The organism is Effusibacillus dendaii (assembly GCF_015097055.1).
Classification (GTDB): Bacteria; Bacillota; Bacilli; order Tumebacillales; family Effusibacillaceae; genus Effusibacillus; species Effusibacillus dendaii.
Genome location: NZ_AP023366.1, coordinates 451,085 through 467,500, shown reverse-complemented (window position 1 = coordinate 467,500; position 16,416 = coordinate 451,085). Strand labels below are relative to the sequence as shown.

Genomic DNA, 16,416 nt, shown 5'->3' with positions numbered 1-16,416 from the left:
CTATCTCTAAACCGGTCAGCGGGATGTCAAGCCCTGGTAAGGTTCTTCGCGTTGCTTCGAATTAAACCACATGCTCCACTGCTTGTGCGGGCCCCCGTCAATTCCTTTGAGTTTCAGTCTTGCGACCGTACTCCCCAGGCGGAGTGCTTACTGTGTTGACTTCGGCACTGATGGGTGGACCCCACCAACACCTAGCACTCATCGTTTACGGCGTGGACTACCAGGGTATCTAATCCTGTTTGCTCCCCACGCTTTCGCGCCTCAGCGTCAGTTATCGGCCAGCAAGGCGCCTTCGCCACTGGTGTTCCTCCACATCTCTACGCATTTCACCGCTACACGTGGAATTCCCCTTGCCTCTCCGATCCTCAAGCCATCCAGTATCCAGGGCCATCCCGGGGTTGAGCCCCGGGCTTTCACCCCAGACTTAAATGGCCGCCTGCGCGCGCTTTACGCCCAGTAATTCCGGACAACGCTTGCCACCTACGTATTACCGCGGCTGCTGGCACGTAGTTAGCCGTGGCTTCCTCCTTGGGTACCGTCACGCCATGAGCATTCCCTCTCTCAGCCATTCGTCCCCAAAGACAGAGTTTTACAACCCGAAGGCCTTCTTCACTCACGCGGCGTTGCTCCATCAGGCTTGCGCCCATTGTGGAAGATTCCCTACTGCTGCCTCCCGTAGGAGTCTGGGCCGTGTCTCAGTCCCAGTGTGGCCGTTCACCCTCTCAGGTCGGCTACGCATCGTCGCCTTGGTGAGCCGTTACCCCACCAACTAGCTAATGCGCCGCGGGCCCATCTGTCAGTGATGCCGTAGCACCTTTTACAACCCTTAGATGCCTAAAGGCTGATTATCCGGTATTAGCACCCGTTTCCAGGCGTTATCCCAGTCTGTCAGGCAGGTTACCCACGTGTTACTCACCCGTCCGCCGCTGGCTTCCAGAGAGCAAGCTCTCTTTCCGCCCGCGCGACTTGCATGTATTAGGCACGCCGCCAGCGTTCGTCCTGAGCCAGGATCAAACTCTCAATGAACAGTTAGTGCTTCAGCACTTACTGTGAATGGATCCCGTTCCACAGGAATCGGGATTTCCTTAAGAATCCATCTGGCTCCCTACACGATTCAGTTTTCAAAGAACGACTGCCACCTTTGGTGGCTTAGCGTTGCTTGTGCCCCTCGGGTGCTTGTGCCCTTTGGGTACAAAGAACGACTCGTTGTGCTTCCCAAAAGCAGCGACAAACATGATCTTAACAGATTCAAACGCCCAAAACAAGTGGGAGTTTTTATCTTTTTTCGTGCCGCTCGCTCACGGCGACAAGGGATATAGTATCATGGATTTGATTCTCACTCAATCGAATTTGTAAAACAAACCTAAACAAATCCGTTGTTAAGCAACACCTGAACCGAAAAATCTCACTCAATCTTCATGTTTCGCGAGTTTACTCGAATACATAATTCTTCAATACCCTCGGTAAAATATAAAAAGCTAGGCAGGGCTTTAACGAGCCGTAACCACGCTGTAAACGGAGCCCCCGGCAAGATCAAATAATTCCGAAACGATAAAAAGAACAACAATAAAAAGAACCGCCTTGGTTGGACAAAGCGGTTCACATTCAAAACATGATTCGATCCGGCGTTATCGCCACGGATGGCGATGTTCTTAGCCGACTATCACTATTTTTAATAGGATCTAGGCAGCCCCAACACATGTTCCGCCACATAAGACAAAATTAAGTTGGTGGAAATAGGAGCCACTTGATAAAGTCTGGTTTCACGGAATTTACGCTCAATATCATATTCCTCTGCAAATCCAAAACCGCCATGTGTTTGCAAAGCTACATTGGCAGCCGCCCAGGAAGCATCTGCCGCTAACAATTTAGCCATGTTCGCTTCTTTGCCGCACGGTTTGCCTGCGTCAAACAGTTCAGCTGCCCGATAGCGCATCAAATCAGCTGCCTCAATATCGATATAGGCTTTCGCAATCGGAAACTGAATGCCTTGATTTTGCCCGATCGGACGATTAAATACTACCCGCTGGTTTGCATAATTGGTCGCACGATCAATAAACCAACGTCCATCCCCGATACATTCGGAAGCAATCAAAATCCGCTCGGCATTCATACCATCCAGGATATAAGAGAATCCTTTCCCTTCTTCCCCGATCAAATTTTCAACCGGAACTTCCAGGTCTTCAAAAAAGAGTTCTGTTGTCGCATGGTTCATCATCGTGCGAATCGGGCGAATCGTCAATCCATTGCCAAGCGCCTTGCGCAGATCCACCAGCAGCACAGAAAGGCCTTGGGTACGTTTCTGAACCTGATCAAGCGGCGTTGTACGAACCAGAAGAATCATCAAATCGGAATGTTCCGTCCGCGAAATGAACACTTTTTGACCGTTGACGATATACCGATCCCCTTTTCGAACGGCGGTCGTTTTTAATTGCGTCGTGTCCGTTCCCGTGTTTGGTTCCGTAACACCAAATGCTTGCAGCCGCAAGGAGCCATCTGCAATTTTAGGCAGGTACTCCCGTTTCTGCTCTTCCGAACCGTGTCGCAGCAAGGTGCCCATCGTATACATTTGTGCGTGACAAGCTCCTGAATTACCTCCAGATCGGTTCATTTCCTCCAAAATAATAGACGCTTCCGTAATGCCCAATCCCGCACCGCCATACTCTTCCGGAATCAGTGCAGCCAAGTGTCCCGCTTGCGTCAAAGCTTTAACGAACTCCTCCGGATAAGCGCGTTTTTCATCCAATTCCCTCCAATAACTATCGGGAAAACGGGCACATATTTCACGTACATTCTCCCGTAATTGAGCATGAAACTTGTTCTCTTCGATCGCCATCCTGATTCCTCCACTCTGATTTAAGAATTATAGAATAAAAAATTTCGTTTAGGTTATCCGATTACACCGTTTGCTTTATGGGTAACCAGTTCTTCCTCCGTAACACCGTAACGACGCAGTACTTCATCCGTGTGCTGACCAAGAACGGGGGCTCCCGTTTTTATTTCATTCGGGGATTTTTCCAAACGAATAGGCAATCTGGGCACACTGACAGTTCCCAAGGTGGCATGCGGAACAGTACACATCATCTTCATCGCTTCAAATTGGGGATCATGGTATACCTGAGATACTTTTTGAATGCGGGAACACGGAACACCCGCCCGATCCAAAATATCCAACCATTCGCCGCAAGTTTTTTGCAGGAAACATTCTATGAGCAGATCATTCAACTCATTACGGTGAAGCAATCGGTCATTGTTCCGGCGGAAACGTGGATCCTCCGCCCACTCCCCATGGCCGAGCGCATTTACAAGTTTGCCAAACAGCGAATCATTCGAAATTCCGATTAGCAACAGATCATCCGCCGTCTGATAGGAACCGTAAGGAGCAAATGCCGTATGGGACGTTCCTTGCGGCACAGGGTCCCTTTTGGTGGCTTGGTAAGCGAGCAAATGGTAGTTCATCCAGTAAATGCCGGTTTCAAAAAGCGAGGTTCCGACAACCTGTCCTTCACCCGTCCGTTCCCTGTGATGCAGAGCAGACAAAATCGCGATGACACTCCACATGCCGCTCCCCATATCCAGCACAGAAACCCCTGATCTGGCCGGTTCTTCCGAACGTGAACCCGTGATGCTAATCATTCCTGTACGCGCCTGCAGAATCGCATCGTACCCCGGCTTATTCGCATCCGGTCCCTCTTCCCCATAAGCGGACAAGGAACAATAAATGAGTCGCGGGTTGTCTGCGCGAAGCGACTGCGCATCCAAACCATATTTGGCGAGTACGCCTCTTCGGAAATTTTCTACCACAATATCGACTTGCTGGGCTAACCTGCGAATCAATCGTTGGCCTTCTGCCTGACGAATATCGATAACTACCGATTGCTTATTGCGGTTAATCGCTAAAAAATAGGCCGATTCTCCCTGCATGTGAGGTCCCATACCACGCGCGTCGTCACCTGCACCCGGTCGCTCAATCTTAATGATTTCCGCACCAAGGTCTGCCAAAATACAGGTCGCGCTGGGTCCCGAAATATTGCTTGTCAAATCCAGCACTCGAATTCCGGCGAGCGGCCCAAAATTCTGTTCTTGAGGAATCATCGGTTTCCCTCCCTATCTCTGTTATTCCGAATTGACTTAAATCCTATCGACCACTAAAACGCGGCGGGCGTTTTTCAACGAAAGCGCGAACGCCTTCCAGACGATCTTCCGTATCTACGCAGCGGTTGTAAAAATCAAGTTCCTTCACTCGCGCCAGCTTATCATCCATTCCAAACAACGAATCAACGGCCGATTTGCAGGCTTGAACCGCGATTGGCGCATTACGGGCAATCGTTTCCGCAAGTTCCAGGTAGGTTTCCCGTAAATGTTCAGTATCTGTCAAACGGTTCACAAGCCCCATTTTGTCTGCTTCCTCCGCTGTTATAAAACGACCGGTGCAGAGCCATTCTTTTGCCCAATGAACGCCGATTCGTTTTGCCAGCAACCGGGAAGCTCCGACACCTGGCATAATACCGCGTGTTACTTCCGGAAGTCCGAATGTTGCGGTTTTAGCCGCCACAATAAAATCGCAGTTCAGCACCATCTCGAATCCGCCGGCCAACGCATAACCATCCACCGCAGCAATTACCGGTTGCGGCAGATCGGCCAGCGCATAGAACGTTTCTTCAAAAAGTTTGTGTTGTTCCTTCCACTGTTGATCCGTCATGCCATCCCTCTCTTTGAGGTCGGCACCGGAACAAAAAGATTTCGGATTCGACGAACTCAACACCACCACCCGCACGTCAGAAGAATCCGCAAGTGTACGGAAAACAGCCAACAGTTCTTCGGCCATTTCCGTGTTAAACGCATTGCGTGCCTCCGGACGATTCAAAACCACTTCCGCGATGGTACCATCTGAACCAATTTTGTTCATTGCTACAAATTTCATAAATGGCTCCTTTCCGAATCAACTATTTCGTTTTTAATGTGGTAAGAATGTCTGAATCGCTTGAAAATATTCGTTAAAATGATAGTATCACATATTTCGAAATAAACATAGGATATTGGATCCAATTTTAAATATTTAGATACGGTTTTCAACTTTATACGTAAAATTTCATTCCTTTTTGTGATCGATTTATGATTTTCTGTTTAGCTCCACACAAAAAGCCGATTCTCCGCAGAGTATCGGCTTCCCGTTTTCTATCCGCCATTTAAGGGCATCATAATCACAACCTGATCGCTCGCTTGCAAAATATCGGTCGCCTTCGCAATCCGATTGTTGATCCCCACCAATGCATCCCGGTCCCACTGCAAGTCCAGTTCATGCTGTTCTTGCACTAGATGGAGCAAATCATAAACAGTCGTTCCCTCATCCACCTGATATTCGCCATTCACTTGCTGCAACCATGGGATATAGGACAGAACCGAAACCATCATCGGTATCCTTCCACTCCGATCGACAGCACTTCCATTTCATTTACATCAAATACAGTACCGCTTGCCGGGTTGGTTTCCGTGTAAAAATGTTCCGGCAGCCGATCGTCCACATGCGTGAATCCGGCGGAACGGTTAAATGCGTGTTCAATCGTCAACGTTTCTTTCGCCATTTGCATGATCTCGTCACCTGTAACAGCTTCTCCCACATACGCCGAGATTATTTCCGCCAAACCGTCCCAACGGCCTGCAACAGCAGATGCCCCAAAATAGCACATTCCCAAACTGTCAAATATGATAACCGTTTCCTGTGCGTTTCTAGAAACCTCTACTTGGCCTTCCGCTTTGTGGTGATCGATTTGCGCGCGGATCGTCTGTCCGGCTGTATGATCGGCTCCCATCGGCGATGTCGCATATGTTACGCCAAGACCTTTAATGGCACGGGGGTCATAGGCAGGCATGCTCTGTCCTTTAACTACCGGAACCCGATATACACCGTAGAGCTTTCCGACCAGCGCAGCGCCGCCGCCAATTATACGACCCATTGGCCGCCCGGCATGAACATCATGCAAAAGCTGGATCGCACCTTCCACATCGCCAAATGGAAGTACACCCGCCTCCATCAATACCCCGATCGCACCACCAGTTTCGATCGTGTCGACTCCATATTCGTTGCACAGCCGGTTCAGTTCCGCGATTTCATCCAAACTGCCAATTCCCAAATTGGATCCGAGCAGCCCGATATTTTCATATTCAATCGGCGTCGTAATCTTGTTGCCCGCTTCATCCGGATAAATGTTGGAACAACGAATGATACAGCCTGGCATACAAGCATGCGTCGGGGTTCCCGCACCACCTCGTTCGAGAATGGTTTCTCTTAACGTTTCCCCGCTGATTGCCTCATGCTTGTCAAAGCTTCCGGTCCGGAAGTTAAAAGTGGGCAACGCGCCTAAACGGTTCGTGGTACGCACCAAGCCGGCTGTTCCGTAATCAGGAAATGATTTGCCTGTCGCCGGATTTTCCTGCAGCCACTCTGTATACCGTTTGACAGCTGCGCGGAATTGTTCAGGCTGTTTTGGGCGCAGTCGGTCAATTCCTGCATCATCCAATACAATCGCCTTAACTCCTTTCGAACCGGCGACTGCTCCCAAACCGCCGCGTCCCAAAAAGCGGGTGGGTGATCCATCCTTGTCTTTGACGGCGATGCCCGCCAGATTCATCTTATGTTCTCCCGAAGAGCCGATCATATAATAACTGATGTGTTTGCCAAATTTCTCATCCAAAAGGTTCGCCGCTTCACTCAACGGTTTGCCTAAAATCCAATCGGCCGATTCAAACCGCACTCCGTCTTTTGAGATATGTACAATCTGCATATCATCACGGATGCCCTCCACCACAATCGCCCGATATCCCAATCGTCCCTGCTTCAATCCGGCCGTTCCGCCAGAATTGCTTTCTTTAATGCCACCGGTCAATGGGCTTTTGGCCCCGACCGAAACCCGCTCCGCGCTAGATGCAAGAGATCCCGTCAAAACACCATTGGCAAACACCAGTTTATTATTAGACCCCAACGGATGCGCGGTTCCGATCACCTCATCAAACACGATGCGCGACGTGAGCGCCCGTCCGCCAAGTGCGGCATACTCAGACTTCAATTCTTCCTCTGACCATGTCAGGTCGGTCATCGAAATACGCAAAATTTTCATCATGATCCCCCTTATCCCACGCAGCTTGAATATATACATTCTATTTTAGCAATTATGTGCTAGATTTGACTATAGATCTTAAAGAATTAGTTCCACTTCACTCGACATATCCCGCAATCGCTGTTTGAGAATTTTTCCGACTCCGTTACGCGGCAATTGATCGATAAATAAAATGCGGCGCGGCGTTTTATATTTGGCCAGCCGATCCTGACAAAATTGGATCAGTTCCTGTTCGGTGACTTCTTTGCCTGCTTGTTTCACAACATAGGCGATCACTTCTTCGCCCAGCCGTTCGGACGCCACCCCGATCACCGCAGCTTCGGAAACAGCCTCATGGCTGACCAACAGCTCTTCCAAATCCCTCGGATAAATATTGAACCCGCCGCGAATGATTAAATCCTTTTTGCGGTCCACAATATACAGGTAGCCGTCCTCATCTACCTTTGCCATGTCTCCCGTATGCAGCCAACCGTTTTGGATGGCGGATTCGGTCGCATCCGGATTCTGAAAATATCCGGTTGTAACATTCGGCCCTCGTACAATCAATTCCCCTACTTCCCCGGTTGGAAGTTCACGGCCGTGCGGATCGACAATTTGAATTTCAACACCCGGTATCGGAATGCCAACCGATCCCGGTTTGACAATCCCTTTCTTACGATGCGCAGTAACAGTTGGAGCCGCCTCTGACAATCCATATCCCTCATAGACTTCTGCATTAAATTTTTGCCGGAACGCTTCAAGCAAAGCAACCGGCAGAGGGGCAGAACCGGAACCGACCCACTCCAGGCTGGACAGGTCGTACCTATCCGCGTGCGGGCTGGTCACCATCGCGTGAATCATCGCGGGAACAGCCGAAAAACCTTTCACTTTGTAGGTTTCAATTGCCTTAAAGATTGCATCCGGATCAAATTTAGAGAAAATTACCACTGAATTTCCTAACAGAAAGCATACGTTTGTGACAGTGAAACCGTACACATGCGCAAGCGGCAAAACGCCAAGCGTAGTGCTTCTCCCGTCCGTATTAAGCGAGGCGGAACTGGCCGCGTTTGAGTACAGGTTTTTATGTGTGAGCATTACGCCTTTCGGTTTTCCTGTTGTGCCGCTGGTATAAAGAATAACGGCCAGATCGTTTTCATCCAGATTCAGTCTGTCAGATATCAAGGATGCATCCGCCTGATTCATCAGATCGTACAGGTTCTGCACATTCTCTGCGGAAGGCGCATCAACTGCCAGGATCATCGGATTTGTCGCCACGGACCGGACCGCTTCCTGCAATTTCGGAACAAGCATAGCTGACGTAATGATCGCGTTGGCCCGTGAATTTTCCAGAATAAAAGCGATTTCTTGCGCATGCAGCAAAAACATGACAGGAATTACAACAGCTTCCGCATGCAAAATCCCCTGGTAGGAAAAAATCACCTCGGGACAGTTCGGCATGCAAACCAGCACCCGATCCCCTTTTTGGATACCCAAGTTTTTCAAGGCGGACGCAATTTGTTTGGCATGGATGGCCGTTTCAAAATTCGTGTACGTTTTTTCTCCGTAATGCAAGAACGGGTACTCGCCAAATCGTTCCATATTTTCTTTCATCACATCAGTCAGCAGCATCCGGTTCCCCCCCCTGCGATCGAATACGGAAGAATATGACTAGTTCGAATTATTGGTTAAATTATAACAGATCGACGACTCTAATCAGTGACTTTTTTGCTGAGTAACCGTTCCAAAAACGGAAACATTATTTTGCAGGGGAGGTGACTGAAAATGGAAAACAAGCACCAGCCGACAATCGCCCCCGGATCGGACAACCTGGAGAAACGTGCGACTCCGGAGGAAATTGCTCAAAACGATTACACGCAAGTCACAAAAATGGCTTTGGATGAAGTGGATCCCAGTCTGGAAAATAAAAAAAGTTAAACTGCGGACACTTGGACCCGACAAAAAGAGGATTCTGCATCAAAATCCGATACAGAATCCTCTTTTTCTCTACTCAACCGGATGAACTGTAAGCCGGTTTACCAAATCTGCCTGCAAACCTGCGTTAACGGCTGCGCATCCACCTTGTAATATTCGATCATATCCTGTCACCGTCCTCCTATCCTTATCGTCCTCCCAAATAAGCCGTTCTGATTCCTTCATGTGTCAGCAGTTCATCCGCCTCCCCCTCCAGAACCGTCCTCCCGCTTTCCAATACATACCCTCGCGAGGCAATCTGAAGAGCCATTTTCGCGTTTTGTTCGACCAGCAATACGGTGATACCTTGCCGATTTATATCTTGAATAATGCGAAATACCTGTTGCACCAATAAAGGAGCCAAACCGAGCGACGGTTCGTCAAGCAGAAGCAAATTCGGTTTTGCCATCAATCCTCTCGCGATGGCCAACATTTGCTGTTGACCTCCGCTCAGCGACCAGCCCTGCACCTTTAGTTTGTCTAACAAATCGGGAAACAGCGAAAGAACATACTCAAGATCGCGCTGAATCTGTTTTCTGCTTGTTTTGATTCGGTTGCTGATCCCCAGCAGTAAGTTGTCTGCTACGCTCAACCCGGGAAAAATCCGTCTTCCCTCCGGAACATGGACAATCCCCATTCGGGCGATAGTTTGCGGTTTTAAACCGCCAATCGGTTTCCCTTCATATGTAATCTTGCCTTTCGTGCAACGCAAGAGACCGGAGATCGTTTTCAGGGTCGTTGATTTCCCGGCGCCGTTTGCTCCCAGCAGAGCCACCGTTTCGCCCCGGTTAATATGCAGATTGACTTCTTTTACAGCCACAATTTCTCCATATCGAACCTCTATTTGTTCAACTTGAAGCATATTCAAAGTCCTCCCCCAAATACGCTTTGATGACCCGTTCGTCCGACAAAATGGCGTCTGGCAGACCGGACGCAATTTGCTTCCCAAAATCAAGAACGGTAATTTGACTGGCCATCGAACTGACCATGGCCATATCGTGTTCAATCAATACGATGGTCAACCCTGTCTGATTCAGCCGTTTTAACAGATGAACCAGTTTCCTCGTCTCTTCTTCATTCATGCCAGCGGCCGGTTCATCAAGCATCAATATGATCGGATTCGAAACAAGTGCCCGTGCGATTTCTACCATTCTCTGCTGGCCGTAGGACAAATTCTTCGCCAACTGATTGGATTCCGCGAAGCCCACAAAGTCCAGAATCTCGATCGCCCGTTCCCGCATGGCACGTTCCTCTTTTGCCGCATTTGGCAGACCAAACCCGATTTGCAACATTGAAGCGGAAGTTCGTGTATGAAGACCGACCATCACATTTTCCAAAACGGTCATTTCAGGAAACAAACGAATGTTTTGAAATGTGCGGGTCATTCCTAATCGCGCAATGTGACTGGGCTTTTTTCCGCCAATCGATTGACCGGCAAACAAAATCTGACCGCTTTGCGGTTTGTAAATACCGCTTATCAGGTTCAACAAAGTGCTTTTTCCTGACCCGTTCGGGCCAATCACGCAATGGACATCCCCCTGGAGCACCTGCAGCGAGACCCCATCGACCGCTTTCACCCCGCCAAAGTGAAGCACCAGATCGGACACTTTCAGCAGTGAGTCGGCTGTTGAACCGGTGAACATTTTCTTGTCCGCTTGCAGCAGCCAACCTGGAACATCTTTTTGTTGTTCCCGTTCCACGTCGCCAATCGGAATTGTGTTCGAGCGCCTGTTCTTTTTGCGCAGGAAATGAGCCAGATTTTCAGCGATTCCCGACAGTCCGCCCGGTACAAAAATCAACACCAGAATGATCGCCAACCCGTAAATCACCAGATACATTCCGTTCAAGAACCGCAGCCATTCAGGCAAAAATGTCAGCAAGAAAGCGCCTGCCACCGTACCTGTCACCGACGAAGAACCGCCGATCAATGTCATAGCGAAAAACAGCACCGACTTTTCGAACGTGAACATATCGGGGCTGATATAGCGCGCGCCGGATGCATACACAATGCCGGCGATCCCTCCTGCCACCGCACTGAATGTAAAAGCGACCAGCTTCATGCGGTACGTGTCGACTCCCACCACTTCGGCTGCCAGTTCGTTTTCCCGCAATGCCAAAAGCGCCCTTCCCCAGCGAGACCGTTTCAGTTTCGCAATAAAAAATCCAGTCAGAAGCAGCACGACCAAAGCAAATGACAAGTAAAATTTGTCGTTATCAAGCAGAACACCCAACCAGGGCCTTTGAATACCGCCGATGCCGTCAGCCCCTTTTGTCAGATCGGTCCAATTGTGAAACACCAAATTCAAAATAATTCCGAATCCGATCGTCACAAGAGCCAAATAGTGGGAACGGATATTTAAGGAAATCAGTCCCAGCAGCAAACCGCTTACAAGCGTGAGCAGAATGGCAAACACGACAGATATCCAATAGGGAACGTGGTGCAGGACCAACAGAATGGCAAACGAATAGGCCCCTACCCCGTAAAATGCCGCCTGCGCCAGAGAGATTTGGCCGGCAAAACCGGACACCACCGTTAAGCCAAGACAAGCGATTGCATAGCTGACGGCAAGAATCATGAGGGTCACGAAGTAGTCAATCTGCGGCCCGTTTCCCAGCATCCACGGAGCGAAACAGGCGACGACCACCAACAGAAGCAGCCAAAGGGATTTTGTTCGTTTCATCCTCTCTCCCCCTTCATGCTTTCTGCGCGATTTTCTCGCCAAACAGTCCTTGCGGCCGAATTAACAGGAAGACAATCAGAATCAGAAAAGCAAACGCGTCTTTATACGGTTCCGACAGGTACGCGGCGGCAAACGTTTCGATCAAGCCAATGCCTAATCCCCCAATGATCGCTCCTGGAACACTGCTGAATCCCCCAATGATGCTTGCAGAGAATGCTTTTAGCGCAATGATGACTCCCATTGTGTTCGTCACCATAAACAAAGGAGCCACCAGAATGCCCGCCACCCCTGCCAGCACGGTGCTGTACATAAATGTAAGCATGATCATCGTGTTTACCGAAATGCCGAGCAATCGCGCCATTAATTTGTCTTGTGCCGTAGCCTGCATTTTTTTGCCGATCAGCGTTTTCTCGAACAGGATATATTGAACAAGCAGCAAAGCAAAAGTGACTCCCAAAATCAATAAATATTGGGTGGACAACACCACCCCGCCTACATGAACCGTCTCGGCAGGGAAAATGTTTGGCAACTGCTGAGGAAACGGGCCGTACACCATCAACACCAAATTTTGCAGCAAAATCGAAGCACCAAGCGTACTGATCATAACGGGCAAATAATTTTTGGACCTGTCACGAAACGGGACATATACCAACAGTTGAAAAATAATCCCCAGCAAAATCATGCTAAGAAGTCCCAACACAATCGCCAATCCGTAAGGAACCCGCATTTGCACCGAAAACGTGAATACCAAGTAGGCGGCGATCATTGCAAAATCCCCCTGCGCAAAATTTACCGCGTCAAGTGCTACGTAAATCCAGACAAATCCCAACGCAAGCAGCGCATAAATACCGCCGATTGCAAGACCTGCCACCAGCAGTTGAACAAAATCGGTCAACGGAACCCCCTCCCAAAAGATGCGGCACAGATCGAAATCCGTGCCGCCTGCGCACTCATTTAGAACCGGACATCATCTGTCACTTTTTAAAATTAACCATTTTAATTATTTTTTGAGTGCCATTCTCGATTTTGACAACGGTGTATCCGTGCAGTCCGTCTCCGTTTGGATCAAAATCGTAGACCCCCTCCGTTCCTTCCCAGCCTTTGATGGACAGAATCCCTTGCCTGATTTTATCGGGAGCCGTTGATTTCTCCTGATCGATCGCTTTCTTCAGGGCCATCATCGCGTCATACACCCAACCGGCAAATCCGTCCGGAATTTGGCCAAATTTGGCTTGAAAAGCGGCCGTAAACTTTTTATTCGCCTCATTCTGGTTGGGCACATAGTCACCTACGCCATAAATTCCTTCTGCCGCTTCTTTTGCCAGATTAAGAGTGACGTTGCTGACACTGGCAGGCGCACCCACATACGTCTGCTGCAGTCCCATTTGGCGGTACTGTTTAAGCAAGAGCGCCGAATCCTCCGATACATTCATATAGGTAAGGACGGCGTCCGCATCGGAACGTTTGATGTTATCCAGAATCGGGGTCCAGTTCTTGTTACCTTGTGTGTAAGGGATGACAGCCGCCGGTTCCAGCCCCCGTTTTTTCAACTCTGCCGCCACCAGATTTTTGCCGTTCTCACCGAACGTTTCGGAAGAATAGATGATCGCAATTCGTTTTTTCTGCAAATCGTTAGCCGTATAGTCGACAAGCGTCTCAGCGGCGAAGCGATCGGGTGGACGAAACCGGAGAAGCCACTCATTGCCGGCTTGCGTCAGCTTGTCGTCAGTACCGCCAAACAGCATCGGAATCTTGGCATTCCGAATGTAAGGATCGAGCGCCTGCGTTTCTGTGCTGCGAATTGAACCGATAACCGCCACCACATTTTGGCTGATCAGTTTTTGATAAGCGGACACAGCGCCCGGATTGGACGTTTGGTCATCTTCAAAGACCGCCTGTACGGGGCGTCCCATAATGCCTCCTTCTTTGTTAATCTGCTCCACCGCAAGCTCAATTCCCTGCTGTTTGAACTTTCCGCTTAGCGCGGCCCCGCCTGTCAATTCCACGATGGCTCCCACTTTGATTGGATCCCCCGATGTCTTTGCCGCGTTACCACCGGTGGGATTCGACTGTGAATTACCCCCGCAGGCAGCTGTTAGCATCAGTCCGCATACCAGGAGCGACGCGCTTGCCAGCTTAAAAATTAACATATAATTCCCCCTTATCTGAAAATTCAAGCCATCAGAATATGTTTGTACCCAACATATTCCTGGCAGACAGCTTTTATGACGTGGCAACCGTTTTTAAGGACGCATCGGATGGGGGGAAGGTCCAACCTGCTGCGGCAGCAACTGATAGGCGTCTTTTATCCATTCGCATAATAGAGGCCGGGTGTCGCGCGGGTCGATGATTTCTTCAATTCCAAACTGCTCCGCAGTACGGAAAGGCGACCTTACCGCTTCCAGGCGAGACAAAAGTTCTTCATACAGCACCTGCGGATCGTCACTTGCTTCAAATTCCCGTCGGTAGGCAACCTGAATACCGCCTTCCACCGGCAGCGAACCCCACTCTCCGGAGGGCCACGCATAACGTAAATGCAGTCCGTGCCCGTTGATCATACCGGCACCGCCAACTCCGAATACGCGGCGAATAATAATTTCGATCATCGGAACGGATGCTTGATAGACTGCCGCAACGGCACGAACTCCGCGACGTATGGTCCCCTTTTTTTCCGCTTCAAGACCGATCGCGATGCCCGGTTGGTCGACCAGATTGACAATCGGCAAATGGAATGTTTGGCACAGATCAACAAACCGCTCCAACTTGTCACAGCTTTCAACAGTCAGGCAGCCGCCTCCAACATAAGGATCAGGCGCAATCACACCGACCGGATGGCCGTTCAATCTGGCCAAAGCCACGACAGTACCGCCGCCGTAATAGCGTCCCATCTCAAAAATGGATTCCTTGTCAAAGATCATCGGCAGTATCTGTCTGATTTTATAAGGAACCCGCCGGTTTCTTGGAATCGCTGACAAAAGCGGTTCTTCCTTTCTGTCCGGATCATCAGCGGATGGTGCAACCGGAGGCAATTGCCAAACGTTTGATGGCAGATAAGAAAGAAATTGACGAATCTGTTGGAATGCTTCCGCTTCTGTTTTCGCCACATTATCAACAGCTCCGCTGGAACGGTGGACCTGAACGCCGCCCAGCTCTTCCTTCGAAAGATCCTGACCGATTCCGTATTTAACAATTTGTGGTCCCGCTACAAACAGCTGCGATGTTCCCTCCACCATCACCGAAAAATGGGAGGCAGCCACCCGCGCTGCGCCGAGGCCGGCAACCGATCCCAGACAGGCGGCGACAACCGGAACCCTTCCCAAATTGGCCACAACCAAATCCCATCCAGGATTGACCGGCACATATGTATATCCCATATCGTCCAGTGATTTTACGCTGCCGCCGCCGCCTGTCCCGTCCACCAGACGGACGATCGGAAGCTGCAAATCATGCGCCATTCGTTCCGCGTATTCCTGCTTGCCACGGATAGAACCGTCAGCCGCTCCGCCACGAACCGTAAAATCGTCCGCTCCGACAACCACCTTCCGGCCGTTAATCAAACCGGTTCCCAGCAAAAAATTGGACGGCCGAAAATCGACCAACTCCCCGTTTTGATAAGTGGCTTTACCTGCCAACGCTCCCGTTTCATGGAACGTTTCAGGGTCTAAAAGCTGTTCGATCCGTTCCCGAACTGTCAGCTTTCCTTGTGCCTTGTGTTTGGTGACCCGCTCTTCGCCGCCCATTTTGCGGGCCCATTCTTCCCGTTTATGCAGTTCATTGATTTCCGGTTGCCATGACATTGGTTATCACCCCTGATTTTTGATTGTTTGCAGCATCGACTCCGCACCGGCCGACAGAAGCCCGATATCCATCGAACAGGTGATATATTGAATCCCCATTTCCTGCAGTTGAGGAATCAGTCGGATGTCGGGGCACTGGATTCCGACCGCTTTTCCGCGCGAACGGACCCGTTTCGTTACCCATTGAATCGTTTCCCACAACAGAGAATCATCAAATTTGCCTGGAATTCCAAGCGCCTGTGAGAGATCAGCCGGACCCATATAATAAACATCCACCGCATCCTGTGAAACCTCCAGAATCTCATCTAACCGTTCTACCGCCTGTTTTGTTTCCACCTGCAGCGCTAAAATCGTTTCCCGATTGGCCGATGCAAGAAACGAGACTGTGTCCGCCTGGCCATAACTGTCTGCCCGACAAGCGCCGCCGATTCCCCGCAAGCCTTGCGGATAAAAACGGGCTGCTTCAATGATTCGTCTGGCTTCTTCCCCATTGTGGAGCTGCGGTACAATTACCCCGCTTGCCCCCATATCGAGCGTTCGTCCGATAATTGTTCCGTCCTGACCGGGAACACGTACAATCGATGGAATTCCCATATACTTGCATGCCAGCAGCAATTGATTCAGTTCTGCCGTCCCAATGGGGCCATGTTCCATATCGAGATGAAGAAAATCAAAACCGGCTCGCCCCAACACCTCAATGACCGTCGGATGAGCAATCCGCACCCATGTCCCGATTACCGTTTCGCCTGCCTGTAACCGTTCTTTAATCATTCAAATCCCGCCTTTAAGTTTAGATTTGGAGTAAGTATTCCCAAGATTCTACCAGTTGTTTATAATAAATATCAGTTTTCCGCAAGAAGAAAGCGGTGG

The 16,416-nt window shown here is 49.9% G+C and carries 13 protein-coding genes and 1 rRNA gene (1 of these 14 running past the window's edge); 1 reads left to right on the top strand and 13 read right to left on the bottom strand.

The features are described 5' to 3' along the window. The 7 genes from skT53_RS02450 to skT53_RS02420 form a co-directional block, all read right to left on the bottom strand. Nucleotides 1–1,026, bottom strand: a 16S ribosomal RNA gene (locus skT53_RS02450) (it extends 523 nt beyond the left edge of the window). Nucleotides 1,027–1,672: 646 nt separating this feature from the next. After that, nucleotides 1,673–2,836 (bottom strand): acyl-CoA dehydrogenase family protein, encoded by a 1,164-nt coding sequence (locus skT53_RS02445; RefSeq protein WP_200759612.1) that lies wholly within the window; start codon nucleotides 2,834–2,836, stop codon nucleotides 1,673–1,675. Between the two features lie 53 nt (nucleotides 2,837–2,889). Further along, entirely contained in the window at nucleotides 2,890–4,095 is a 1,206-nt protein-coding gene (locus skT53_RS02440; RefSeq protein WP_200759611.1) for a CaiB/BaiF CoA transferase family protein, read from the bottom strand. A gap of 43 nt (nucleotides 4,096–4,138) precedes the next feature. Further along, the gene (locus tag skT53_RS02435) at nucleotides 4,139–4,924 is read right to left on the bottom strand and encodes an enoyl-CoA hydratase/isomerase family protein (protein WP_200759610.1); all 786 of its coding nucleotides are present in this window, start codon (nucleotides 4,922–4,924) and stop codon (nucleotides 4,139–4,141) included. A 254-nt stretch (nucleotides 4,925–5,178) separates the two neighbouring features. Continuing rightward, nucleotides 5,179–5,415, bottom strand: a complete 237-nt coding sequence (locus skT53_RS02430) for a MoaD/ThiS family protein (RefSeq protein WP_200759609.1) — start codon at nucleotides 5,413–5,415, stop codon at nucleotides 5,179–5,181. Continuing rightward, nucleotides 5,412–7,118, bottom strand: coding sequence for an aldehyde ferredoxin oxidoreductase C-terminal domain-containing protein (locus skT53_RS02425; protein ID WP_200759608.1), 1,707 nt, complete (start codon nucleotides 7,116–7,118; stop codon nucleotides 5,412–5,414). The genes skT53_RS02430 and skT53_RS02425 overlap by 4 nt, the downstream gene beginning before the upstream one ends. Nucleotides 7,119–7,196: 78 nt before the next feature. Further along, a complete protein-coding gene (locus skT53_RS02420; protein WP_200759607.1) occupies nucleotides 7,197–8,726 on the bottom strand; it encodes a class I adenylate-forming enzyme family protein in 1,530 nt (509 codons plus the stop codon). Between the two features lie 153 nt (nucleotides 8,727–8,879). Between skT53_RS02420 and skT53_RS02415 the strand changes: the two genes are divergently transcribed. Continuing rightward, nucleotides 8,880–9,032, top strand: coding sequence for a hypothetical protein (locus tag skT53_RS02415; protein WP_200759606.1), 153 nt, complete (start codon nucleotides 8,880–8,882; stop codon nucleotides 9,030–9,032). Nucleotides 9,033–9,216: 184 nt separating this feature from the next. On the opposite strand, the gene skT53_RS02410 is transcribed toward skT53_RS02415, so the two are convergent. The 6 genes from skT53_RS02410 to skT53_RS02385 all read right to left on the bottom strand — a co-directional run bounded on the left by skT53_RS02410 (nucleotide 9,217) and on the right by skT53_RS02385 (nucleotide 16,317). Further along, the gene (locus skT53_RS02410) at nucleotides 9,217–9,930 is read right to left on the bottom strand and encodes an ABC transporter ATP-binding protein (protein WP_200759605.1); all 714 of its coding nucleotides are present in this window, start codon (nucleotides 9,928–9,930) and stop codon (nucleotides 9,217–9,219) included. Next, nucleotides 9,917–11,749 carry a branched-chain amino acid ABC transporter ATP-binding protein/permease gene (locus tag skT53_RS02405; protein WP_200759604.1) on the bottom strand — a complete coding sequence of 611 codons (1,833 nt, stop codon included), beginning with the start codon at nucleotides 11,747–11,749 and terminating at the stop codon, nucleotides 9,917–9,919. The genes skT53_RS02410 and skT53_RS02405 overlap by 14 nt, the downstream gene beginning before the upstream one ends. Before the next feature lie 13 nt (nucleotides 11,750–11,762). Continuing rightward, a complete protein-coding gene (locus skT53_RS02400) occupies nucleotides 11,763–12,644 on the bottom strand; it encodes a branched-chain amino acid ABC transporter permease (RefSeq protein ID WP_200759603.1) in 882 nt (293 codons plus the stop codon). Nucleotides 12,645–12,723: 79 nt separating this feature from the next. Then, nucleotides 12,724–13,899: an ABC transporter substrate-binding protein gene (locus skT53_RS02395; RefSeq protein ID WP_200759602.1), complete on the bottom strand. Its 1,176-nt coding sequence runs from the start codon at nucleotides 13,897–13,899 to the stop codon at nucleotides 12,724–12,726. Between the two features lie 93 nt (nucleotides 13,900–13,992). Next, nucleotides 13,993–15,546, bottom strand: a complete 1,554-nt coding sequence (locus skT53_RS02390) for an acyl-CoA carboxylase subunit beta (RefSeq protein WP_200759601.1) — start codon at nucleotides 15,544–15,546, stop codon at nucleotides 13,993–13,995. A 6-nt stretch (nucleotides 15,547–15,552) separates the two neighbouring features. Then, nucleotides 15,553–16,317 carry an HpcH/HpaI aldolase family protein gene (locus tag skT53_RS02385; RefSeq protein ID WP_200759600.1) on the bottom strand — a complete coding sequence of 255 codons (765 nt, stop codon included), beginning with the start codon at nucleotides 16,315–16,317 and terminating at the stop codon, nucleotides 15,553–15,555. Nucleotides 16,318–16,416: the final 99 nt, after the last annotated feature.

Coding starts and splice junctions, on each gene's coding strand:
- skT53_RS02445 (WP_200759612.1), bottom strand. CDS start 2,836: ATGGCGATCGAAGAGAACAAGTTTCATGCTCAATTACGGGAGAATGTA.
- skT53_RS02440 (WP_200759611.1), bottom strand. CDS start 4,095: ATGATTCCTCAAGAACAGAATTTTGGGCCGCTCGCCGGAATTCGAGTG.
- skT53_RS02435 (WP_200759610.1), bottom strand. CDS start 4,924: ATGAAATTTGTAGCAATGAACAAAATTGGTTCAGATGGTACCATCGCG.
- skT53_RS02430 (WP_200759609.1), bottom strand. CDS start 5,415: ATGATGGTTTCGGTTCTGTCCTATATCCCATGGTTGCAGCAAGTGAAT.
- skT53_RS02425 (WP_200759608.1), bottom strand. CDS start 7,118: ATGAAAATTTTGCGTATTTCGATGACCGACCTGACATGGTCAGAGGAA.
- skT53_RS02420 (WP_200759607.1), bottom strand. CDS start 8,726: ATGCTGCTGACTGATGTGATGAAAGAAAATATGGAACGATTTGGCGAG.
- skT53_RS02415 (WP_200759606.1), top strand. CDS start 8,880: ATGGAAAACAAGCACCAGCCGACAATCGCCCCCGGATCGGACAACCTG.
- skT53_RS02410 (WP_200759605.1), bottom strand. CDS start 9,930: ATGCTTCAAGTTGAACAAATAGAGGTTCGATATGGAGAAATTGTGGCT.
- skT53_RS02405 (WP_200759604.1), bottom strand. CDS start 11,749: ATGAAACGAACAAAATCCCTTTGGCTGCTTCTGTTGGTGGTCGTCGCC.
- skT53_RS02395 (WP_200759602.1), bottom strand. CDS start 13,899: ATGTTAATTTTTAAGCTGGCAAGCGCGTCGCTCCTGGTATGCGGACTG.
- skT53_RS02390 (WP_200759601.1), bottom strand. CDS start 15,546: ATGTCATGGCAACCGGAAATCAATGAACTGCATAAACGGGAAGAATGG.
- skT53_RS02385 (WP_200759600.1), bottom strand. CDS start 16,317: ATGATTAAAGAACGGTTACAGGCAGGCGAAACGGTAATCGGGACATGG.